The organism is Clostridium sp. DMHC 10, from assembly GCF_001270375.1.
Taxonomy (GTDB): Bacteria; Bacillota; Clostridia; order Clostridiales; family Clostridiaceae; genus Clostridium_S; species Clostridium_S guangxiense.
Genome location: NZ_LGVB01000015.1, coordinates 2820800 through 2845528, shown reverse-complemented (window position 1 = coordinate 2845528; position 24729 = coordinate 2820800). Strand labels below are relative to the sequence as shown.

The following is a 24729-nucleotide window of genomic DNA, read 5'->3' as shown; positions in this document are numbered from 1 at the left end:
TTCTATTTCAAATTCTAACTGTGGAATTTGATAACTTGGGAAAAGTCTGTAAATACTTCTCCTGTTCCAGTTTCAGCATTAACCTTCTGCCCTGTTGCAGTTCCATGTCCTACCGCATAACTTTTCTTATTTCTATAGAGTAAGTCAAAAACCATTTCTTCCTTATCAATAAATTCAGAATTTATTTTCTGTATACTATATCCTTCAATAAATTTAAAAGCATTACTATCTGTGGTAATTCTTATTTCCGGCTGAAAGAAACAAGTTTTATATGTTTTTTTTACCTTTTGATCATTCACTAAAACTACAGTATAACTATTAGATCTTTTTTTCATAATTTTTCCTCGAAACTGTAAGTTTTAGTACTCCAGAACTTTCGCTAATTTCTCCATCTTCTGTAATAAAAATCTTATTAAATTCTTTATTTAAAGGTACTGATATATTCTTATGGTCCAAAAATGGATTTCTAACATAACCTGTATGCTTTCTACCTTCTTCAGAGGAACATAAGTCAGAAAGCTTATATAATATTTCTTCTATATCTGGTCTTTCTTTTTGTACATCTCTGCCTGAAACCAATTCAAATACATCTTTTCTAGATAAATTTCTTTTTAATTTTATTAATCCATCTTCTTCATACAAATATTCATTTAAAGAATATTTTTCTATATCTATATCTTTCTCAATTCTAACAGCGCAATCTTTAAATTTACTTGCCCTATATTTAGCGCAGCTTACTGTTATGTTAAGTTCCTTTATATCCCCTTCTACAAAAAAAGTTAGCCCTACTGCTGAAGGCAAAGTTTGATTGGTCATACTTATTTCTTCTTGAGCTTCTTCATCTTCTGATAGAACTGTTTGAAAACCTTTTGATGATTTACCTTCCTGTTTTTCTATTTCTTTTTCTATTTCTTCATTTATCTCCTCATTATCACTTTCACTCGATCTTTCTTTTTCAGATTCATCTTGCTCAAATAAATTTTCCTGTGGAAACAGCACTCCTAATGAATACCTTTCAAGTGGTGAATCTGAAATCACTTCATACTTGGCATCAATTCCTATATTCTCTGAACCCGGTCCAAGCATCTCCGCCTTTACTCTTTCAATTATTTCTTTTCTAATTCTAATGCATTCTAGTTCATCTATCACTGTTATTAATCCCCCTCAATAACCTTATTAACATATTGAGAACTTATTTTTTCTTCAATATTTTCAATGAAAGAAACTGTTCCTATATATGCATACTTATTTAAATCACCTATAGTACTTTTTACAATGTTATATATCTCGTCATCTTTTTCATTATTGTTAAATAACGAATTGATTATTATTTTTGCAATAGACTTTCTTACCTGGACTTGTATCTTCCTTTCTGTCTTGCAAGCAACTATTGCTTCTTCTAGTTTTTCATGTAGATCACTATCCTTTACTATATTTGCAACTGTGCGAATATCCTCCGAATCAATTGGTCCAATGATACTGCCATTTAACCAACTTGCTATAGCCATTGATGTAATTTGCTTTCCATATAGTTTAAATTCATTGCTAACATCTCTTTCTGTTAAATTATAAATTCTCATATAATTCCTTAGGCAGTCTTTCCATAAGTTATTCAAGATAAAATATCTACCAAATTTCTTTTCAAATTCTTCATGATTTAAAAGTTCTTTAATAACTACTTTAACTATATCCTGCTCACCAGATATTTTTACTTTTTGTAAAAATCATCTTATCTCCAAGTATCAATTCTGAAATACTTTTCTGTTTTATATCATTACTGCTGCTATCTACAATATTGGCCTGATAATTATCAGATAAAAATGAATAATTTTCATCTTCAAAATAAACTATCCTGCTTACTTTAATTTTACTATTAGACGTTCCTCCACATGCTTTATCTTCATTAACAAAAATTTTTATTTTGTTTTCCCATATAATCTTTTGAACTTCATCCTCAATACTATTAAAATTTTCTTCATTTTCATAAGAATCTTTGTTTTCAATATAATTAGATTTTGGCAAAAGATGTTCAACTATTTGAGGCAATTCAAATTCCTCATCCTCTGATAATTTATTATTTTTTAGAATTAATTTTAACATTTGATTATTTCTTCTCATTAATCCCTTAATTCTAATTTTTTCACGTCTATAGGTCACTATTTTAATATTTTGAACCATATTAGTATTGAGTATATTAAAATATCCTTCTTTAAAATAGCATGGAATTATTAGATTTTCATTTCCATAAATATTAACTTTTTTTATCCAGCTTCTTTACAATTACTTTACTTTTTCTGTATGTTCTACAGCAACATTCAACCTTAGCAAATTCTTCTGCATTCCTTATAACCAGCAGAGTTTTTTTACCTTCTAGAAGTTTTCCACTTATTATTTTTATTTTATAATTTTTCTTCAATAAAGCATCTAAGATTTCTTCAACTTGAGAAATTACCCCTTCCATCAGTTCATACTCAATTCTTTCTTTAGGAAAGGTTGTAAATATATCCTTTAGGCTATCTAATCTCATCTTTAAATTATTTAAGTTATCCTCACATTTTTCTAAAGGCAAAATAGTTTGTTCTATTTTATTACACAAATAGTAAGTTATTTTTATAAAACTTAATACATTTAAATTGTTATCAGAATAATCAAATAAAGCTTTTAGTTTTTCACTTATACTATAAATATTCTTATTAATTATTTCTGAATTTTCAACTTCATATATATCAATATTTTTATTAATTAAATTTTCTAGAAGATTATAATTTTTCAGCTGCAGGCTAGATTTTAAATTTCTTAATGCTTCATCATATAAATTAACATTATCTAGTAGCACTTCCTGAGTTAGAGCATATATATTGTAAGGCTCGTCATCACCAACAAGCAGCGAAAAATCAAAATTACTTTCCCAGGTATCCACCACCAATATCTTTTTTATACCGTCTATCATACTAACTTCTCTCAGCTCAGTTTCCAATGAATCTTTATATGTCTTTTCGCCAATTAATACAATACTTTTCACATTTTCATCATTTCCAATAATATCAACTGCTGTACTAATATTAGAAGCAAACTTTATTACTGGATTTTCTTTAATTTTATTTCCCTTAAAATATTGAAAATTTTCTTCGGATGTATAGTATGCAAATGGAAATAATTCTGAAATCGTATATCTCTTATCATTAAAAATTATTTCTAATGAGTTAATTAAATTGTACAACTCATCTTTATTCTCAAATACAACAATTGTACTTTCTTTAATTACTCCATCTAACTTTAGTTCATCTATTTTCATTATCTCAGACATAAATCTTTTAGTTATGTTGTACTTCTGTAAAACTCCTTTTACTTTATTGATTCTACTCGCTTGTCCGTTATATAGTGTTAATAAATGTGAATTTTCATATGGTAGTAATGTTTTTAATTTATTTTTTCCAAATAAGTATATATATTTTTTATTATTTATTTCATCTATATCTATCTTATCAAATGTAAATACATTTCCTCTTAGAACTACCTTATCACCATTTTTTATTGTATGTAGAATATTATTATCCGGATTCTCCATATTATCCATATATTGCTTTATTGATAATACTATTATTAATAAGATAGACATTAATTCTTTTTCTATTCCAATGAATAATATCTTTTTATCCTTATTATTAAGAATATTTAAAAAGTTATTTATTAGTAAATCCTCAAATGATTCTAATTGAACATTTTGTTTTTTGTATTTAATTTTCATTCTTTTTATGCTATCTAATACTATTTTGATTTTATTCACTTTTAAACACCTGCCAATAATATTACTTATATTATATGTTAGACCATCTTTAACCATTTTTCTAGTTTTTACTATTTATTTTTTTTATAAAATTTCAATATATTATTCATTTTTTATTAAAAAGGTGTCACATTAGCTGAACTGCTTCCCGTCAAGTAGACAGTTAAAAAAATAAAATCTTTTTTTGCCAGCAGGTATAACCCTGCTGGCAGTTTTTATGCTGCATGTAATTTTGCCGTGGCAAAAACCTTCACCTTTGACAAGCAAAGCTATGTCAAACCCTTCACTTTTTCACATAAGTGAAAAAGTTAGTTTTTTAATGAGCAGGGCGAATTAAAACCCTTCACTCAGCTCGACAAATTCCAGTTTAACAGGATAAACTTGATATTAGTAATTTCAATCTTTCACGTTGCCTATCTATATTAAGTGTATAAAATTCTTACTAAATACTAAAAATTATATATTGACAAAGGGATTTAAAAAATTATAAAATATGACCTTGGAAAGGTTTTATTTAACAATTGTAAAGCTGTAAAAAATACAGTTTTGCCATGTATTAAATACGTAGGAGGATTGGCCATGAAGTATCTAAAAATTGCTTGCACCAGTGAAGCAGAAGAGTATTTTTCAACTAGCAGAGATATAGTTCCAGCAGAAAATACTGACTATACCGATGTAGCTTCAGTTGTGTTGATTGATTCTAATGAGGAATTAATTAACAAGGTATACAATACAAAATTTGAAATACCTGTTTTTGTTATTTTGAAAAATATACATAAGCTTAACGATGAATTAACAAGCAAAATTTATAATTCTATAAACGTAAATAAAATTGACGTAAACCATTATAGTATGGATATAGAAGCTGCGGCAAGCGAATATGAAGATAGGGTATTGCCTACGTTTTTTAAAATGTTAAGTAATTATGCAACTCAGAAAAATTTACAGTTTGATTGTCCAGGGCATCAAGGAGGAGAATATTTTCGTAAACATCCAGCAGGAAGATGCTTATATGAGTTTTATGGTAAGAATGTTTTCCTTTCAGATATTTGTAATGCAGATGTTGAATTAGGAGATTTGCTTATACACGAAGGAGCTGCTATGCAAGCTGAAGTACATGCAGCTAAGGTATATAATGCTGATAAAACTTATTTTGTTATGAACGGAACAAGTACATCAAATTCTGTAGCTATAAATGCTGTAGTTGCTCCAGGAGATTTAGTGTTATTTGATAGAAATAATCATAAATCAGTTTATAATTCTGCCTTAGTCCAATCAGGAGGTAAGCCTGTATACTTAGAAACTGCACGTAATCCATTTGGATTTATTGGAGGTATAGATGAACACTGCTTTAATGATGAATATTTGCGCGGTTTAGCAGATAAAGCTGATCCTGAGAAAGCTAAAAATAAAAGACCATTTAGGTTAGCAGTTATTCAACTTGGAACTTATGATGGGACAATTTATAACGCAAGGTATGTGGTTGATAAAATTGGACATCTTTGTGATTATATTTTATTTGACTCAGCTTGGGTTGGATATGAACAGTTTATTCCTATGATGAGGGATTGTTCACCTTTACTGTTAAAGCTTGGACCAGAAGATCCAGGTATTTTAGTTACTCAATCTGTTCATAAGCAGCAAGCGGGATTTTCTCAAACTTCCCAAATACATAAAAAAGATAGTCATATAAGGGGTCAAAAGCGCTATGTAGATCATAAGCGTTTTAATAATTCATATATGCTTCATGCTTCAACGAGTCCGTTTTATCCACTGTTTGCGGCTTTAGATGTTAATGCTAGAATGCAGGAAGGAGAAGCTGGAAAAAGGCTATGGCAGATTGTATAAAGTTAGGTATTGAAGCAAGAAAATCAGTTTTAAAAAGATGTTCATTATTTAGACCATTTATCCCACCAATTGTAAACAGAAGGAAATGGGAAGAGTATGATACAGACAAGATTGCAAATAATATTGAGTTTTTTAAATTTAAACCAGGAGAAAAATGGCATTCTTTTGAGGGATATGGTGAGAATCAGTATTTTGTAGATCCAAATAAATTTATGCTCACAACACCAGGTATTAATGTTGAAAGTGGAGAATATGAAGATTTTGGTATTCCAGCCACAATACTTGCAAGTTATTTAAGAGAAAATAGAATTATACCAGAAAAGAATGACCTGAATTCTATATTATTTTTATTAACACCAGCAGAAAGTATTGAAAAAATGAATAAAATGATAGATCAGCTTGTTAAATTTGAGCAGCTCGTAGAAAAAGATTTACCATTGGAACAGGTATTGCCTAGACTTTACAATGATAATACAGAAAGATATAAAGGATATACTATTAGAATGTTGTGCCAAGAAATGCATGATTTTTATAAAGATAATGACGCAAAAACATATCAGCAAAGGTTATTTAGAGCAGATTCATTTCCAGAGCAGGTAATTACGGCACAGGAAGCTAATTGGGAATTGGTAAGAAATAATGCTAAACTTGTGCCATTAGAGGACATTGTAGGAAAAGTAGCATTAGAAGGAGCCTTGCCATATCCACCTGGAATATTCTGTGTTGCACCGGGTGAGAGATGGAATAAAGTTGCTCAAAAGTATTTTCTAATATTAAAAGAAGGGATCAATAAGTTTCCAGGTTTTGCTCCGGAGATTCAGGGAGTATACTTAGAAAGAGAAAATGGCATTATTAATGCTTATGGATATGTGTGGCACAAATAAGGCGAAGTAACAATGCTTCGCTCCCACGGTAGTTCAATGAAAAAATTATTTATAACTTTAATGTCATTTTCGCTTGAAGTAATGAAATATTCGTTATGCATTGTATTTACTTTTTCACCATGCTCAGTAAGTTTATAAAAAACATTTTTTTATTGTAAGGACTTTGATATTGTTCAATAAGTCCTTTTTTTATAAGCCTATTTGCTATTGACTTTGCCCTTAGGGGAAGCTTTAAACTTTTACAAGAGGAGTTGATAAAATGTCAAAGGATATTGTATTAGAGGTATCTAAGCTTACAAAAAAGTATGGTGATTTTACATCTGTCAAAAATTTAAGTTTAAAGGTATTGCGTGGAGAAATTTTTGGACTTCTTGGGCATAATGGTGCGGGAAAGTCCAGTACAATTGAATGCATTCTTGGAACTAAAAAGTTTGAGGAGGGAAAAGTAGTTCTTCTTAACATGAATCCGATAAAGAATAGAAAAAAACTTTTTGAGAGAGTAGGGGTTCAGTTTCAACAATCTAATTATCAAGATAAGATAAAAGTTAAGGAAATATGTGAAATGACAGCGTCATTGTATGTAAATCCAGTTAACTATGAAAGTATTTTAAAAGATTTTAAACTTTACGATAAAAGAAATAACTTTGTTTCTGATCTTTCTGGAGGACAAAAGCAAAAGTTATCGGTTTTACTTGCACTTATTCCAAAGCCTGAAATTGTATTTTTAGATGAACTTACAACGGGATTAGATACTAAAGCTAGAAGAGAAATATGGGGATACTTAAAGAAATTAAAAAGTAAAGGAATATCTATTTTTTTAACTTCACATTACATGGATGAGGTTGAATATTTGTGCGATAGAATTTGTATTTTAAAAGAGGGAAATATGGTTATTTGTGATACTGTGCAAAATGTAATAAAGATCAGTGGAAAAGAAAGGCTTGAGGACGCTTATCTATATTATACAGGTGAGGAGGAATTAGAATAATGAAAGCATTTAAAACTATGCTAAAAGTTGAAGGTATATTAGCTATTCGCAGTATGGATTCTATTTTTTTTGGAATAATTTTTCCAATGGTAGTTGCATTTTTAATTGGAATTATATATGGAAATAAGCCTGCTTTTAAGGGGGCAAATTATACTATGTTGCAAGCATCTTTTGCGGCAGTTGTGTCAATAGGAATTTGTGCAACGGGACTTATGGGACTACCGATAGTTATTTCAGATTATAGAAATAAAAGTATATTGAAAAGATTTAAGGTTACACCAGTTAGTCCGATGGAAATAATAGTAGTTCAAATAGTAGTATGTTTTGCAATTACTACTATTTCAGCTTTAGGAGTTTTTTTTGTATGCAAACTTGCTTTTGGATATACAATGAATGGATCTATAATTAAGTTTATGCTTACGTTTATATTAGTGACAATATGTATTTACAGTATTGGAGGGTTGATTTCGAGTTTAGCTCCTAATGTGAAAATAGCGAACTTAATATGTAATTTAGTTTATTTTCCAATGATATTTTTATCGGGAGCCACAATTCCATATGAAATATTACCCAGAAGTGCGCAGAAGGTTTCAAATGTAATGCCACTTACACAAGGTATAAAGCTTCTAAAGGAAACTTCTTTAGGAGAGCCAGTATATAACATTATGTTTTCGATAGTATTTATGATAGCTATAGCAGTTTTATGTATAGTTATCTCATTGAAGAGTTTTAAGTGGGAAGAGTAATATATGTAGTATATCGATAGACAAGAAAGAGGTGTACTAATTGTATACAATAGGTATGTTTTCAAAAATAAATAGGATAACTACTAAGACTTTAAGGCATTACGATGAAATAGGAATTCTTAAACCAGAACATGTAGATGAATTTTCTGGATATAGATATTACACAACACATCAGCTTCCCAAACTTCATCAAATATTGGCATTAAAGCAAATGGGATTATCCCTTCAAGATATAAAAGAGATTATTGATAATCCAATGGCATTAAATTTATTTTTAAAATTAAAAGAAGAAGAAATAAAAAGAAATATAAAAAATGAAGAAATAAAATTATCTCAGATAAGGAGTATTTCTAATTTAGCTAAAAGTGGTAGAATTAATCTTATGTATACACCAATTATTAAAGATATACCGAAGGTCATAGTTGCTTCTATAAGAAAAACTATAAAAAGCTATGATAAATTATTCTATATAAGTAATAATATTATGGAAAAAGAATTGAATAAACTTAAGTGTGAAAAATTTCAACCTAATTACTGTTTTACTATGTATCATGATGGTGAATATAAAGATGAAATATAGATGTTGAAGTATGTGAGAGAGTAGTTTGTAAAAAAGAGAATAATAATATATTAAAATTTAAAGAAATTGATGGTATAGACAATGCAGTTTGTATTCTTCATAAAGGAACTTACAGCAAGTTTAGAGAAACTTATGCTTTTGCTTTTGAGTGGATAGAAGAGAATAATTATGAGATCATAGGAAACATACGAGAATCTTATATCGATGGAATATGGAATAAAGAAAGAGAAGAGGAATGGTTGACTGAAATTCAAATCCCTGTAAAGTTACCTGAATTCATATGAAATTAAAATGAAGTAGTATAGAGTAAAGGATTTTTAAAAATTCTCTATTCTATGCTACTTCATTCTGTCTGTTTCAAAAATGAATTTATTTTAAGTGTGTATAAATAAATTTTATGTGCTATAATTAGATATATGTAGAAAATGAAGCATATAATGTAATTGGGATAAATAATCGCTCTAATTAAGTTTTAAATAGGCAATAATTTATGAAATTATAGATTATTAAGTTTTAGTGGGAGGGAATTATTTATGGAAATCAAGAACAGTTTAGAAAAGGCAGCTAAGCAAGCAATTATAAATAAGATTGTTGGATATCTTGATAAGAATCCAGAAGAAAATGTCGATAAGATATTTAATGCAATTTATCATTTAACAAAAGACAAATCAGCAATAGCTCAGATCGATCATGTTTATAAGTATTATAAAAACGATAAGTCAAAGCATGATTTCATCCAAGATATTTTAAAAAATACTGATAATAGATGTTTAAAAAAGTTTTTTACTAATTTCTTTGCTAACGCCAATTGGTATGCAGGACCTAAAAGGGAAAAATATATGGAAAAGGAAAATACCAAAATTCCATTTGTTATGCTCATAAGTCCATCTATGAGATGTCCACTTCATTGCAAGGGATGTTACGCATCAAGTTTTAGTAAAAAAGATGATATACCACCTGAAGAGGTTGATAGAATAATAGGAGAAGCAAGGGACCTTGGAATTTATTATATTATAATACTTGGCGGGGAGCCTTTCTTTAACGATTACTTACTCGACATATATGAAAAGTATGATGATATAACATTTACACCATTTACTAGTGGACTTCTTTTAAATGAACAAATAGCAGACAGGCTTAAAAAATGTGGAAATGTTATACCGATGCTTTCAATTGAAGGCTTTGAAGAAGATACAGATGATCGTAGAGGCAAAGGAACATACAAAAAAGTTTTAAAAGCTATGGATTTACTTCATGAGAGAGGAATTTTGTTTGGAGTATCTTCAGCTGTAACAAGAACTAATATAAATACTGTGCTAAGCGATGAGTTTACAGATATGCTAATTGAAAAAGGTTCGAGAATGAGTTGGTACTTCTTATTTATGCCTGTAAATGGTGATGACAAAGATTTTGATATGATGCTCACGGCAGAGCAAAGGGATTTTCTTGGTAAGAGATCAAGAGAAATAAGAGCTACAAAACCGTATTTTACAATTGATTTCTTTAATGATGCTCCATATGTTGGTGGATGCATTGCTGGTAAGTACTATTTTCATATTAATTCAAAGGAAGATGTTGAACCTTGTATATTTTCTCATTTTTCTACAGTTAATTTGAAAGGAAGACATCTTATCGATGCATTTAGGGATCCTTTCTTTAAAAAATTGAGATCAATTCAACCATATAATAAAAATATGTTAAGACCGTGCATGATGATAGATAATACAGATGTTATACTGCATGTATGCAAGGAAACAGGAGCTAAACCTGATGATTATGGTGCAGAAAAGATGCTTCATGATAAAGAATTTCATGAAAAGATAACTAAGAGTGCAGATGAGTTTGTGCCTTATGCAGAAAAGGCATGGAAGGAAGTCTTTGATGAAAAGGGAAATGATAACTTTGCTAAAGGATAAAATTTTTAGAAGGAATATTAGATAAAACGTCGAAAAATTAATTATAGGTTTATTTAAAAGGGAGTGATTTGTTATGAGTAATCTAAAGGGTACAAAAACGGCAGAAAATTTAATGAAAGCATTTGCTGGAGAGTCACAGGCTAGAAATAGATATACATTCTATGCATCTGTTGCTAAAAAAGAAGGATACGTTCAGATATCTAAGATTTTTGCTGAGACTGCTGAAAATGAAAAAGAGCACGCAAAAAGATTTTTTAAATTTTTAGCGGAAGATCTAAGCGGGGAAGCAGTAGTAATAAATGATGCCGGGTATCCAGTAGCCTTAGGAGATACAAAAACCAACCTTACGGCAGCAGCTAACGGTGAAAATGAGGAATGGACTGAATTATATCCTAAGTTTGCAAAAGTTGCAGAGGAAGAAGGATTCCAAGCTGTGGCAGCTGCATTTAGACTCATAGCTACAGTTGAAAAACATCATGAAGAAAGATACAGAAAGCTAGTACAGAATATTGAAAACAATAGTGTATTTAAAAAAGATAAAAAAGAATTATGGATATGCAGCAATTGTGGTTATATATATGAGGGCGAGTCAGCACCTAAAATATGCCCAGCTTGCCTGCATCCCCAAAGCTATTTCGAAATTTTAAGCGAGAAATATTGATTAAAGAGCGCCTGAAAAGTTTAAAATTTTTCAGGCGTTTTTTTATGTAAGATATTATTTTTTAATTTTATGGTGTAATCGTATAATAAAAAAAAATATGTCTATATTATTAATAGATGTAACATTAGATAATATAAGCATATATTGGTAAACGTTTACACAAAAATACAAATACTAGGAGGATGTTATTTTGAATTTTAGAATATTAGTTATTAATCCAGGTTCAACCTCAACTAAAATTGCAATATTTGATAATAATAAGAAAGTCTTAGTTGAAACTATAAAGCATTCAACTGAAGAGCTTCAAAACTACAAAGATATATGTGAACAATTTGAATTTAGAGAAAACGTAATATTAAGGATACTAGAAGAGAGAGATATTGATATTAATAGAATAGATGTTGTTGTAGCTAGGGGGGGGCTTTTAAAGCCTATAGTAGGTGGAACATATAAAATCAATGAAAAAATGCTTGAAGATTTAAAAATTGGAATTCAAGGTCAACATGCGTCTAACCTTGGAGGATTAATTGCAGATGGAATTGCAAATAAGCTGAATATCCCAGCATACATAGTAGATCCAGTAGTAGTAGATGAAATGGACGATATTGCAAGATATTCAGGAATACCTGAAATTCAAAGAAAAAGTATATTTCACGCATTAAATCAAAAAGCTGTTGCAAAAAGATATGCAAGAGAGTGTAGAAAAGAGTATGAGAGTTTAAGAATAATCGTTGTGCATATGGGCGGTGGAATATCTGTAGGTGCTCATAGGGAGGGAAGAATAGTTGATGTTAATAATGCTCTTGACGGAGATGGAGCTTTTTCACCTGAAAGAAGTGGAGGATTACCAGCTGGAGACTTAGTTAGAATGTGTTTTAGTGGAAGTTATACAAAAGATGAAATGTTGAAAAAAATAACTGGTAAGGGAGGATTTGTTGCATATCTTGGAACTAATAATGCTCTTGAGGTGGAAAAGGCTGCTCTTCGAGGTGACGAGAAAGCTAAAAAGGTTGAAGAGGCAATGGGATATCAAGTGGCTAAGGATATAGGAGCTGCAGCAGCGGTGCTTGATGGCAAGGTAGATGTTATAATATTAACTGGCGGTATGGCATATGGAAAACCAATAATCAACTTTATATCAAAAAAAGTTTCATTTATAGCACCAATAGTAGTGTATCCAGGAGAAGATGAAATGCTTGCACTTGCTGAGGGTGCTCTGGATGTTTTAGAGGAAAGAGAAAAAGCAAAAGAATACTTGTAAAAACCAGAGTGCTTGATATTTTGGGATTTTAGGTGGTTTATTATAATTATAATGTACCATTTTTATTGAAAAAAGTAACGAATTAATATATACTAAATATATTGAAATACTTTGAAATAAAAAAGGGGTGCATTAAAATGCAGCGATCAGTTGAAATAAAAAGCAGAGAATTAACATTAAGGGGCATGCTTCATATACCTGAAAAGGCAGATAAAAAAACACCTATAGTTATTATTTACCATGGGTTTGGTGGAAATAAAATGGGACCTCACTTTGCATTTGTTAAATTATCTAGGATTTTAGAAAAGCATGGCATTGCAAGTGCTAGATTTGATTTTATAGGCAGTGGTGAGAGTGATGGAGATTTTAGTGATATGACTTTCGCAAATGAAATTGACGATGCAAATGCCATTTTTGACTATGTAAAAGGCCTTGATTTTATAGATAGAGATAAAATAGGAGTGTTTGGTTATAGCATGGGAGGAGCTATTGCCAGTGTTATAGCTGGAGATAGAAGAGAGGAAATTAATACCTTATGCTTATTAGCGCCTGCAGGTAATATGGAGGAAATTGTTAAAGAAGTATTTATTGGAGACAAATATAATGAATATATTAGAGAAGGATGTTTTGATATACAAGGTTTTTTGCTTGGAAAGAATTTTATGGATGATATAAAAAATATAGATATATTTGAAAGAGCTTCTAGATACAATAAAAAATCTATGATAATACACAGTACTTCAGATGAGGTTGTCACTTTTAATACATCGAAGATATATATGGATATATATAAGCAAAACTCAGAACTTAAGGTTATAGAAGATGCTAATCATACATTTGAAAACAATAAGTGGGAAAAGAAAATAATTAATTATGTAGTTGATTATTTTAACAAAAAGCTTGCAGATTAGAATTTGTATTGTAAACTTAAAAATGATACACTGTTTTTTAATATATAAAATTTAGAAAGATAGCTGGGTAAAGATGATATTAAAACTTGGAATAATAATTTTAGTATGTATAACTACTTTAAAAATATATGTAGATAATAATTTTATAGAGATATTGAATTATAAAATACGTTTATCTAAAATACCAAAAGAGTTTAATGGTTTTAAGATATTACAGCTTTCAGATCTTCATAGTAAAAGTTTTGGAAAAGATAATATAAAATTAGTAAGAAAAGTTGAAGCAGTTAATCCTGATATTATAGTAATTACAGGAGATATGGTAAATGATGATTTTGATTATTCATCATTTGCTTGCATTGTAAGTAAGCTTGTAAAAAAATATAAGATATATTATATACTCGGTAATCATGAGCAAAATGTAATTAAAAGAAATCCTAGCGAATTTAATAATTTTATTAAGTCAATAGAAGATAAAGGAATCAATATAATAGATAATGAAAAAGTTGTAATAAATTTTAGAAAAAAATTTATAAATTTATATGGAATGTATATTGATTTAAAATACTATAGAGATTTTAGAAACAAGAATTCTAGAAGTGTAAATCTTAGTGTTGAAAGTATGGAAAAATTAATTGGAAAATGTGATAAAAGTAATTACAATTTATTGCTTTCTCATAATCCTGTTTATTTTAGTACTTACGCTAAATGGGGAGCAGATCTTATACTTACTGGTCACGTACATGGGGGAATGATAAAACTTCCGTTTTTAGGAGGAGTTTTTTCTCCAGAATACAGATTTTTTCCTAAGTATTATGAAGGCATATATAGGTATAATAATAGTTTTATGAATGTAAATAGAGGACTTGGAAGGGGAAGTTTTTGCATAAGACTTTTTAACAGACCTGAAGTTTCTGTAATAACTTTATACAATAAGCATGATAATTCATAGAAAATATATAGATAATAGACAAGAAAATGAAGGGGCGTCGCACTAAAAAATGATATGATACCTCCAAAGTAGACATGGTAAATAACCAAAATCTACTTTGGAGGTATCATATCAAAAAAAATTGCGATAGCCCCCTCATTTTTTTAGAGAAGAATATTTTTAACTAGTTTTTCTATTTAACATTTTATTCTTATATGATATTAATGTAATAGGTACCTTAAAACCAGAAATGAAATATATTTAAAAATATCAAGGTGTAGCACCATTTCCTTATAGGAAGTATTGTAAGAAAAATATTTCTTGCAAAACGATTGCGCACAGATATATAATATTAGAATAATCAGCATAAAAAACCTAATTAAGTTAAAAGTAGGGGGAAACATTAATTGATAGAAGTAAAAAATTTAAAAAGAGAATTTAAAATGAACAAAAAATATCCGGGATTTAAGGGTGCAATAAAATCATTTTTCTCAAGAGAATATACTATTAAAACTGCTGTTGATAATATAAGCTTTAATATTGATGATGGGGAAGTTGTGGGATACATAGGAGCTAATGGTGCTGGAAAATCTACAACAATTAAGATGATGACAGGAATATTAACTCCAACTTCAGGTAGTGTGCTTGTAAACGGTATTGTTCCTTATGAAAATAGAGAAGAAAATGCTAAAAGTATAGGTGTTGTTTTTGGCCAGAAAACGCAGCTGTGGTGGGATCTTCCGTTATCAGAGACATTTTCTCTTTTAAAGGATATTTATGATGTAGGGGACAAAAAATTTAAGGAAAGAATGGATTTTTTAAATGAAACATTAGGACTAAAAGATTTTATGCTTAGTCCAGTTAGAACGCTTTCATTGGGACAGCGAATGAGGGCAGACCTTGCAGCAGCTTTCATTCATAATCCTAAGGTTATATATCTTGATGAACCAACAATAGGATTAGATGTAGTAGTAAAAGATAATGTTAGGAAGGCTATAAAGAAAATTAATGAGGATTATGGAACAACTATAATATTAACAACACATGACTTAAATGATATTGAAGAATTATGCAATAGAATTATCATAATAGACAATGGAAAGAAAATATACGACGGAGGTTTGAATGAAATAAAAGAAAAGTATGGATACATGACTAGCATAGAAGCTCAAATGAAAGAAAAAGTAAAACTTGAAGAGATTAATTTTATTAAAGAATTAGATGTTCAAAATATAGAAATTAAAGTTATAGAAAATAAAATTAATATAACTTTTAATAAAAATAATATTTCAGCTGCAGATATAATTGAAAAATTAATTGGAAAGTTTCATATATTAGATTTTTCTATAAAAGAGACAAGCATTGAGGATATTGTTAAGAAGATATATAAAAGCGGGGTGTAGAAGGTGAAAAGAAGAAGTAAGTTGAAAATGTATCTACCCTTTGCAACTAATGTTTTCCAAAGGAAGTTATCTTATAAAGCTGATGTAATTATATTTTTGTTTGGACAATTTATGGTACTTGCAGTAAGTTATTATCTTTGGAAGGCTGTATATGGAAGCTCCTCAAAGACTACAATAAAAGGGTTTTCTTTAAATGAAATGGTTATATATATACTGATATCATTTCTTACAAGCTTAATGATTGGTGTTAGTATATTTAGTGACATATATTCAGAAGTAAAGGATGGATCTATTGCAGTTAACCTCATAAGACCTATTAGTTATGAAAAAAGAATGATGTTTCAAGCACTTGGAAATGTAATGTATAACTTTATATTAATATTCATAATTGGGTTTTCTGGCATAAATATATTGCTTTATAAGTATACTGGAGTTTTTAGTATCTCCAATATTTTATTGTATTTAATTAGTGCTATATTGGGATTATTAATTAACTTTTATTATAGTTATTGTTTTGCACTACTTTCTTTTAAGATAACAAACATGTGGGGTTTAACCCAAATAATGGGCGCTATAACAGATTTGCTATCTGGTGCATTGATACCAATAGTGTTTTTCCCTAAGATAATCCAAAAGTTTATTGAAGTTTTACCATTTAGTTCGTTAATATATACCCCATCAATGATATACTTGGGAAAATTAACAGGTATTTTTTGATAAAAGCATTAATACTTCAAGTGATATGGCTGATAATTTTATCAGTTATTGCTAAGGTCATGTGGAATAGTTTGATTAAAAAGCTTACTATTCTGGGAGGTTGATATTATGAAGAGATATTTTAAATTATATATACAATTTCTTAAACAATATATAAAATCCTTGATGGAATACAGAATAGATTTTATATTAGGCTTGATAGGTTTTATCTTTGTTCAGTTTGCTGGTGTAGTTTTTATAAAGCTTATATTTAATAATATACCAAGTTTGGCTGGATGGAGTTTTTATGAAATTTTATTTATTTACGGATTTGCACAAATACCAAGGGGAATTGACCATGTATTTACAGACAATCTGTGGATGTTAAGTAGAAACATAATAGTACAGGGGCAATTTGATAGATATTTAATAAGACCATTAAATCCTTTATTTCAACTTATAGCAGAAAGGTTTCAGCCAGATGGCTTTGGAGAAATAATTATAGGTTTAATTTTAGTTGTGACCTCATGTAACAGGTTAAATATCAAGCTAACACCTTTGAATTTAGTACTTATGATAATTGTAATAATATTTGCAAGTTTTATATATACAGCAATTAAACTTGCTGTTGCAAGTATAGCGTTTTGGGTTAAATTTGCACAAAGCTATTTATTTATGACATATCAATTAAGTAGTTTTGCTAAATATCCAATGGGTATATATCCTAAAGTAATAAGTTCTATATTGACTTTTATTATACCTTTTGCATTTACAGGGTATTTTCCAGGAGCGTATTTTATTGGTAGGATGAGTTTTTTTTATGGTATAATGTTAACTTTGTTAATTAGTGTTATAAGTATTTGTGTAGCTTATTTTATATGGCTTAAAGGAATGAATAGATATGAAAGTTCAGGAAGTTAATATAGATAGATAATGTGAAACTTGAAAATTATAAGTTCCAGGTTTATCCTAATAAATTGGAATTTGTCGAGCTGAGTGAAGGGTTTTAATTCGCCCTGCTCATTAAAAAACTAACTTTTTCACTTATGTGAAAAGTGAAGGGTTTGACATAGCTTTGCTTGTCAAAGGTGAAGGTTTTTGCCACGGCAAAAGGTTAAGGAATATTTTTTCTCCGTTTCTCTACGAAAAATAAATAATTTAAATACGTTAAAGATTTTCCGTAGGGAAACGGAGTGTCGCCGTTTATTTAGTTCGCATTAAATTTAATTTAATGTCATAATTTTCATATTATAATGAAATGATTATGAATCATCATTTCCATTATAATAAAAAAGCTAAATATATTTATTATTCAGTTTACTGAATAATTAGGTTGATGGCTATGGGGCAGAGCCCAAACCCCGCGTATGTTTATACTCGCTGTGCGCTCAGGCAAATTGAGATATCTAAGTATTTTATGATTTTTTTACCAAGATTTATTAGAATTTTTTTAAATCGTTTCCTCAGCAGTATTACTTCGCTCCCACGGTAGTGCAAGGAAAAAATTCCTCCGTACCTACGGAATTTTTGGCGTGAACTTGTCCATTCATTTATTGATTAACAGTGATTATAGAGTATTTTTCGTAGGGAACCGGAGAAAAATTTACCTTGCATTTCCGGTTTAGCCAAGTAACAGTATTGAAGAGATGATTTAAATGAAAGCTAATAAATCTTAGGTGATGATTGTTAAAAGGCTTAGAAGTTTCAATCTGTCTGAGCCACAGGCGAGTTATTGAAACTTCTTAGAATTTTGACAATCATCGCCTTAGATTTATAGTTTCCATTTAATATCTCAAGATACTGTTACTTCGCAATATTTTTAAATTGCTCAAGTTTACTTAATGTAATAGAGTTTAAGTCTATGGAGTGCTCTTGTGCAAGCTACATATAAAAGCCTTTTATCGAACTCGTTAGTATAGTTTTCAGTAAAAGTGCTTAATATTATAACAGCATCAAATTCTAAGCCTTTTGCCATATATGATGGGATTATTAATGTTCCTTTTTCAATTTCTAGTGCATCACTGTCTATCAATTTTACATCTGACAAATTTTTAAGGGCAGCATAGGCTTTTTTTGCCTCTTTATGAGTTCTGCATATTATTGAAATAGATTTAAAACCATCATTATGAAACCTTTCTATGTCAGAAACTATTGAGGTATATATTGAAACTTCATTTGGAAGCGATATTATTTCTGGTTTATTTTCATGTCTTTCAAAAAGTCTATAGAAGTATTTTTTTACCTAAAACTTTTTGTGCAAATAAATTTATCTCCATAGAAGATCTATAGCCTTTGTTTAGGAACAGTTTTAGGGATCTGTTTTTATGAAGTATTTTATCTATGTCTTCATATATTGTTTCATCCTTTTTATTTTCCATTGCTTGATTAAAGTCTCCTAAAATGGTATAACGTGCTTTAGGAAATAAAAGCTTAAATATTTCAAATTGAAATGGATAATAATCTTGTGCTTCATCTATTACCACATGTGATATTTGAGAAAAATCATTTAGTCCATTAAATTTTAATTTTAAATACATAATGGGAGTGCAGTCTTCATAAGGAATAAATTTCTCAGATAAACTTTTCCTAGTATACTCTATTATTTCATTTATATTTGAAGGAAGTGCTAAACCTTTACAGAGTTTCTTAAATAGTTTTAAATTAAAAAATAATAGTTTATACAATGCAAGGTAATCTATTCTGGTAAATTTAGAAAGATCATTTACTAATATTTTTGTTTCTTTTATTGACAGTAGTCTGCTGAAGGATTTTACTTCAAGTTCATGTCCATAACTATTTTTAACTATGACTTCAATTTTTTTAATCTTTCCTTTTGTATAGGGTGAATTTTATTGAATATTATATTTTCAATTCGTTTAAGTCTTTTAGCCGGAGCCATGCCTATTTTATTGTTTAAGAACATATTCTTAATTTCATCCTTTGAATAAATAACTTTATTATTATAGTATACATCTGCGAATGGAATTAGCTTTCTTAAATAATAATCTATAAATCTATTAAGTATTTCTAAAAAGATTGTAGAACCCTTAAAATTTATATTATCCAGCTTAGTAGAATTTTTAGAAAGTATTAGATCTTCAAGTTGTTCATTTCTTCTTTCAAGTCTAAGGCCATTATTTAAATATTTTGATGATATTTCATCATAGGTTATTTGATTTACATTCTCTTCTCCAAGTTCAGGCAAAACTCCTGAGATATACTTGCTAAAAATTGAATTTGGAGAGATTATTATAAAATTATTCGAGGATAAATTAGAGGACATGCCAATGTAAAGCAAAAAAGCAATTCTGTGAAGAGCTATAGAAGTTTTACCACTTCCAGCACAGCCTTGAACTATTAAGAGTTCGTTTTCTGTATCTCTTATTATGACATCTTGATCTTTTTGTATTGTTTGAACTATGTTTTTCATTTTATCGGAAGAGTTTTTGCTCAATATTTCTTGAAGCATGGAATCCTTTATTTGAAGGCTGCTATCAAAGAAATATATTAGCTTTGAGTCTTGTATTTTATATTGTCTCTTTAAAGATATATTTCCGCTAACTATACCAATAGGAGAATTATAATGGCTTTGACCAAGTTCACCTTCATAAAACATGCTGGCAACAGGACTTCTCCAATCGTAAACTAAAATTTCATCTGTATTTTCATCAAGCAAATTATGCATTCCAATATAAATTTTTTCAGTATCATCAAAGCCGTCTTCTTTAAAGTCAATTCTGCCAAAGTAAGGGGAAGAAAGCATTTTTTTATATGCGGTTATCCTCGCAGCAGATTTTTCAAAAATGCTAGACTTAATATTTATTTCGGAAAGATAGTGATTCATTTCTGGTATTTTGTCAAGATCACTTGAGGAATGAGATGTTTCTTGCCACATATTTTTTCTAGAGTTGATAAGATCCTTTTCAAAATTATTGGTATTTTGATTTTCTTTATTTAACTCCTGAGTTATGAAATTAAGAGTTTTTTTGAGATATAAAGCTTCTTCATTAGAATCTTCCTTAAAATTACACATAAATAGTACCTCCTAAAAATTTTTGATAAAAATAAGACTTTTTACAGGGGAATTGCCTATTGACATTGAAAACTGTAATGTGCTATAATATAATAGAATTATTATATTATAAAATGAAAAACTATAAGCTTTTTTATTATATATTAAAATCATGTTTGTGTAAAGTAAATATGATTTTATTTTTATTACGGGGTGTTTTATGAGAAGAGAATATATAAATTATAAAAAAGATGTACCAGTTAATATTTGTTGTGCCAATATAATGGAATATCCTGTACACTGGCATAACTCCATAGAGATATTATATGTTCTTAAGGGAAAATTCTATGTGACTATAGATTCTGATAAGTATGAGCTTATTGAAAAAGATATAGAAATAGTCAATATAGATGAGGCTCACAGTATTGTAAGCAGAGATAAGAACAATATGATATTGGTATTTCATATTGACCCAAATTTTTTTTGAGAAATACTATAATGATATTCAAAATATGTTCTTCTACACCAATATTACTGATGATAATGGTCAAAAAGGAGAGGAGTATGATGAACTTAGGACATTTCTTTCAAGAATAACCTGCGAAGCTGTTCAAAGGCAGGACAACTATGATGAGGCAATTGAAGATATTTTGGTAAAGATTCTATATCACCTCATAAATAACTTTCACTATCTTACAAGTGAAAGAGAAGATTTAAGGGAGAAAGAAGAACAGCTTGAAAGATACCACAGAATTACAAAATATATATTTAATAATTATAATGACAATATAACACTTCAAGATATAGCAAAAAAGGAATTTTTAAGCACCCATTATCTGTCTCATGAAATAAAGGATACAACTGGATATAGTTTCACAGACCTTCTTAACTTAACTAGAGTTGATGAAGCATTAAAGTTTTTGTTAGATACAGATAAAACTATATCTGAGATATCAGAAGAAGTTGGCTTTTCGCATACTAGATATTTTAATAAGCACTTTAAAATTCACTTTAAGTGTTCGCCAACTCAGTACAGAAAAAAATTTAAGTTATCTGATGAGGAATTTGAAAAGCAAAAGAAAATAACTTATTTTGAACTTAAAGATAGCATCGACTATATAACTTATTATCTTGAGGACTATGATAGGTTTAACTATGAAGAAAAAATATCTAAGATAACGCTTAATATGTCAAATGAAATTGGTGAGTTTCAAAAGGAGTTTAAAGATATAATTAATGTGGGAGATGCTTTTGAACTTTTAATTGAAGACAATAAGGATATACTTGAAACGATTCAAGATGAAATTGGATTTAAGTATGCAAGGCTTTTAAATGTGTTTAGTCAGGACATGGGAATATTTCCGGAATCAAAGTTTTATAACTGGAATAGAACTAGAGATGTTTTAGAGTTCTTAGATACCCTTGGAATAGGTGTAGTAATAGTACTTGATGATGATAGTTTTACGTCTGATGAATTTATAAAAGCATTAAAGTCCTTTTTGGATTACTTTAATGAACTTGATACTGTAAGCTTCAATGAATTCAAGTTTCAATTTGCAGATAAAGTGAAGGATGAAGTGAGACAGCAGGTAGAAAAACTGCTTTTGGAAGATTATGAACTTGAAATTATTGAGGAGAAATTCTCCTATAATGATGATATAAATTATATATATGATACTGCATATATGCTTCCTTTTGTAATTAACAGTGTTGTAAATAAGAAACCAAGCAGAAATGTTTTAAGAGCTTTTGATGTTCTTGATAAGCAGGTTAATCTTACAAATGAAGTTTTCTTTGGATATTCGGGACTTATTAATGATAAGGGTATAAAAAAGCCTTCGTATTATGCTTATTTTTTAATGAATAAGTTAGGAGATGTCTTAGTTGCTAAGGATAATGGATATATAGTTACTAAGAGTGATAATGAATACCAGATTTTGCTTTATAGCTATCATGAAGATATAGATAACCTCAACCTTTTTGACAAATTTTCGAAGTTTAGAGGAATTAGAAACATTACCGAGAAGAAATTTTCAATTAATATAGTTGGTATACCTTCGGCTGTAAGAGTAACGGCTTACGATATAAACGAGAAGGTTGGTTCCTCCTATAATTATTGGACAGATATGGGCAGACCTAAGAGACTTAGTAAAGAAGAAAAGGAAATACTTCACAAGGCAGCCTTTCCTAGTATACATTTTAGGAGCATAAAGAAAAGTACAATATTTAATATTCAAAGTAAAATTCAGGGATATGGTGCTGTATTGATAGTTATTAGACCTGTAGAAGGTATAAATAAGTAATAAAATTGGTTTTATTTGCTTTTAGCATAAAAAATCCATTTTATTAACATAGCATATTGGTACTTTTATGTGAGCACTTTAGTTGATGAAATCCACCTTATATAAATAGTATAATTAACTTGTAGCTTAGGAGATCTTTAAGCTGCAAGAAATGAGGTGGTTTTATGGGAGCAAATGATAAAAGTTTCCTTACCGAAAATATAAGTAAATTGCTTTTAAAATTTGCAATACCTGCGATACTCTCATCACTGGTTTATGAACTTTATAATACTGTTGATACGGTTTTTGCTGGAAGATATGTTGGAACTGAAGCGATAGGAGCTGTAACAGTAGCCTATCCAATACAAAAGCTTATGATTGCACTTGGACTTTTGATTGCTTCAGGAACATTAGCATATGCAGCAAGGGCTATGGGAGAAAAAAATACAAAGGAATTAAAGAATGTAATAGTAAATTCTCTTATGTTGACTTTGATTTCTTTAATAACGGTTTCCGTTTTAATATATTTCTTTAGAAAGCCTGTTATTCATGCTATTGGAGCAAGTAGTGCAATTTATGCCTTAGCAGATAAGTATGTATCAATACTTTTGATAGGTGGAGTTTTTCAGGCACTTGCAATTGTAGCGTGTTATATAATGATATCTTTTGGTAAAGCAAGGATAATTCTTTATACAAATCTTATAGGCATATCACTTGATATAGTGTTTAGCTATATTCTTGTTGTAGCATTCGGTATGGGGCTTATAGGAAGTGCAGTTGCTAATATTACAGCACAGGTAATTTCGTTTATATTTGCACTTTTCATGTTTATTAAAACGAATAATCAATTTAAAATTAAATTTTCAAGTCGTTTGACCTTAAAGACTGTAAATAAAAACATAATATGGGAAATAATAACCGTTGGATTTTCAACTTTTATAATTGAAATGGTAGATGCTTTCGTTGGAGCAGTACTTAATAATATTTTGCATCCAATAGGTGGGGATTCTGCGATAATTACTATTGGAATAGTTACAAAAGCTTTAATGATTATGTTTATTGCGATAATCGGCATAAGTTCTGGAATGCAGCCTATAATAAGCTATAACTTTGGAGCCGGAAATTACAATAGAGTAAGAAAGATTTTAAAATGCTCAATTAAATATATTATTATAATTTCAGTTGTGTTTTGGGTTGTATTTATGAAATATTCTTATCCGATAATAGGATTTTTCTTGAAGGACAAGGCTTTATTAGCTCAAACTGTAAGTGCATTTAGAACTTGTACACTTCTCGTTCCGCTTTTGGGAATATATTATGTTACCATATATTATTATCAAGCAATAGGAGAGGCAAGGAAAAGTTTTCTTTTATCAATATATAGAGAGATAGTAATATTTATACCTTTAGCAACATTGTTTATAAAGATTTTTGGAATGAAAGGTGCCTTCATGGCTTATCCAGTAGGAGATGTGGTTGTTATATTAACATCAATTCACTTTATAAGAAAAGCCTTCAAAGAGAAATTTGAAGAAGAAAAAATGCCAAGGCATGTGGTAAGTAAAAGTATTTAATTTTTACTTACCACTTTTAGTGCACAATTCACAATGCACAGTTCACAGTTAATGATGATTTTTCTCCGTTATACTACGGAAAATCTTTAACTTAATTTATAATTACCTTGATTCACCTAGTTGCTAGTATGTATATAACATAAATTATAAACAGTCCCCAGAAAGTACCGAATACTAAATAAAATATTCTAAAAAGTTTATCAATTTTTTTATTATTTTCTTTTACTTCTTCCCTGTTGGTATTCTTTTTTT

The 24729-nt window shown here is 29.2% G+C and carries 23 protein-coding genes and 1 pseudogene; 16 read left to right on the top strand and 8 right to left on the bottom strand.

The genetic code is table 11. The features are described from left to right. Positions 1–14 precede the first annotated feature (14 nt). From AGR56_RS20880 to AGR56_RS15675, 5 genes are all read right to left on the bottom strand, one after another. Entirely contained in the window at positions 15–335 is a 321-nt protein-coding gene (locus tag AGR56_RS20880) for a hypothetical protein (protein ID WP_053243002.1), read from the bottom strand. Then, positions 319–1149, bottom strand: a complete 831-nt coding sequence (locus tag AGR56_RS20875) for a hypothetical protein (RefSeq protein WP_053243001.1) — start codon at positions 1147–1149, stop codon at positions 319–321. Before AGR56_RS20875 ends, AGR56_RS20880 begins: the two co-directional genes overlap by 17 nt. Before the next feature lie 5 nt (positions 1150–1154). Further along, on the bottom strand, positions 1155–1688 hold the full coding sequence (locus AGR56_RS15685) for a DrmE family protein (RefSeq protein WP_278279712.1): 534 nt from the start codon (positions 1686–1688) through the stop codon (positions 1155–1157). 7 nt (positions 1689–1695) lie between these two features. Continuing rightward, positions 1696–2178: a hypothetical protein gene (locus AGR56_RS15680; protein ID WP_053242999.1), complete on the bottom strand. Its 483-nt coding sequence runs from the start codon at positions 2176–2178 to the stop codon at positions 1696–1698. Positions 2179–2251: 73 nt separating this feature from the next. Beyond that, entirely contained in the window at positions 2252–3787 is a 1536-nt protein-coding gene (locus tag AGR56_RS15675; protein WP_053242998.1) for a DrmE family protein, read from the bottom strand. A gap of 579 nt (positions 3788–4366) precedes the next feature. On the opposite strand from AGR56_RS15675, the gene AGR56_RS23005 reads away from it, so the two are divergent. The 14 genes from AGR56_RS23005 to AGR56_RS15615 all read left to right on the top strand — a co-directional run bounded on the left by AGR56_RS23005 (position 4367) and on the right by AGR56_RS15615 (position 17530). Next, positions 4367–5635, top strand: coding sequence for an Orn/Lys/Arg decarboxylase N-terminal domain-containing protein (locus tag AGR56_RS23005; RefSeq protein WP_278279663.1), 1269 nt, complete (start codon positions 4367–4369; stop codon positions 5633–5635). Continuing rightward, on the top strand, positions 5620–6519 hold the full coding sequence (locus AGR56_RS23000; protein ID WP_278279662.1) for a hypothetical protein: 900 nt from the start codon (positions 5620–5622) through the stop codon (positions 6517–6519). The genes AGR56_RS23005 and AGR56_RS23000 overlap by 16 nt, the downstream gene beginning before the upstream one ends. A gap of 259 nt (positions 6520–6778) precedes the next feature. Next, positions 6779–7507, top strand: a complete 729-nt coding sequence (locus AGR56_RS15665) for an ABC transporter ATP-binding protein (protein WP_053242997.1) — start codon at positions 6779–6781, stop codon at positions 7505–7507. Then, positions 7507–8253, top strand: coding sequence for an ABC transporter permease (locus tag AGR56_RS15660; RefSeq protein WP_053242996.1), 747 nt, complete (start codon positions 7507–7509; stop codon positions 8251–8253). The genes AGR56_RS15665 and AGR56_RS15660 overlap by 1 nt, the downstream gene beginning before the upstream one ends. A gap of 40 nt (positions 8254–8293) precedes the next feature. Next, a complete protein-coding gene (locus AGR56_RS15655) occupies positions 8294–8833 on the top strand; it encodes a MerR family transcriptional regulator (RefSeq protein ID WP_242851490.1) in 540 nt (179 codons plus the stop codon). Positions 8834–9366: 533 nt separating this feature from the next. Further along, complete coding sequence (locus AGR56_RS15650; RefSeq protein WP_053242995.1) at positions 9367–10749, top strand: radical SAM protein; 1383 nt, start codon at positions 9367–9369, stop codon at positions 10747–10749. A gap of 73 nt (positions 10750–10822) precedes the next feature. Next, positions 10823–11410 carry a rubrerythrin gene (gene rbr, locus AGR56_RS15645; protein WP_053242994.1) on the top strand — a complete coding sequence of 196 codons (588 nt, stop codon included), beginning with the start codon at positions 10823–10825 and terminating at the stop codon, positions 11408–11410. Between the two features lie 190 nt (positions 11411–11600). Next, the gene (buk, locus tag AGR56_RS15640) at positions 11601–12671 is read left to right on the top strand and encodes a butyrate kinase (protein WP_053242993.1); all 1071 of its coding nucleotides are present in this window, start codon (positions 11601–11603) and stop codon (positions 12669–12671) included. Between the two features lie 137 nt (positions 12672–12808). Continuing rightward, entirely contained in the window at positions 12809–13582 is a 774-nt protein-coding gene (locus tag AGR56_RS15635; RefSeq protein ID WP_053242992.1) for an alpha/beta hydrolase, read from the top strand. A gap of 73 nt (positions 13583–13655) precedes the next feature. Continuing rightward, complete coding sequence (locus AGR56_RS15630) at positions 13656–14531, top strand: metallophosphoesterase (protein WP_053242991.1); 876 nt, start codon at positions 13656–13658, stop codon at positions 14529–14531. A 422-nt stretch (positions 14532–14953) separates the two neighbouring features. Next, a complete protein-coding gene (locus AGR56_RS15625; RefSeq protein ID WP_331000752.1) occupies positions 14954–15913 on the top strand; it encodes an ATP-binding cassette domain-containing protein in 960 nt (319 codons plus the stop codon). Between the two features lie 3 nt (positions 15914–15916). Further along, positions 15917–16630, top strand: a complete 714-nt coding sequence (locus AGR56_RS15620) for an ABC-2 family transporter protein (RefSeq protein WP_242851489.1) — start codon at positions 15917–15919, stop codon at positions 16628–16630. Next, on the top strand, positions 16627–16734 hold the full coding sequence (locus tag AGR56_RS22190) for a hypothetical protein (RefSeq protein ID WP_242851488.1): 108 nt from the start codon (positions 16627–16629) through the stop codon (positions 16732–16734). The genes AGR56_RS15620 and AGR56_RS22190 overlap by 4 nt, the downstream gene beginning before the upstream one ends. 4 nt (positions 16735–16738) lie before the next feature. After that, the gene (locus AGR56_RS15615) at positions 16739–17530 is read left to right on the top strand and encodes an ABC-2 family transporter protein (RefSeq protein WP_053242989.1); all 792 of its coding nucleotides are present in this window, start codon (positions 16739–16741) and stop codon (positions 17528–17530) included. Positions 17531–18443: 913 nt separating this feature from the next. On the opposite strand, the gene AGR56_RS23580 is transcribed toward AGR56_RS15615, so the two are convergent. The 3 genes from AGR56_RS23580 to AGR56_RS23570 all read right to left on the bottom strand — a co-directional run bounded on the left by AGR56_RS23580 (position 18444) and on the right by AGR56_RS23570 (position 20642). Beyond that, entirely contained in the window at positions 18444–18656 is a 213-nt protein-coding gene (locus AGR56_RS23580; RefSeq protein ID WP_347460502.1) for an ATP-binding domain-containing protein, read from the bottom strand. Between the two features lie 175 nt (positions 18657–18831). Continuing rightward, positions 18832–19146 (bottom strand): UvrD-helicase domain-containing protein, encoded by a 315-nt coding sequence (locus AGR56_RS23575; protein ID WP_347460501.1) that lies wholly within the window; start codon positions 19144–19146, stop codon positions 18832–18834. Positions 19147–19412: 266 nt separating this feature from the next. Next, positions 19413–20642, bottom strand: coding sequence for a hypothetical protein (locus AGR56_RS23570; protein ID WP_347460500.1), 1230 nt, complete (start codon positions 20640–20642; stop codon positions 19413–19415). Between the two features lie 199 nt (positions 20643–20841). On the opposite strand from AGR56_RS23570, the pseudogene AGR56_RS15605 reads away from it, so the two are divergent. Next, a pseudogene (locus AGR56_RS15605) lies at positions 20842–22924 on the top strand (helix-turn-helix domain-containing protein). A gap of 164 nt (positions 22925–23088) precedes the next feature. Continuing rightward, positions 23089–24477, top strand: a complete 1389-nt coding sequence (locus AGR56_RS15600) for an MATE family efflux transporter (protein ID WP_053242988.1) — start codon at positions 23089–23091, stop codon at positions 24475–24477. Positions 24478–24729 lie beyond the last annotated feature (252 nt).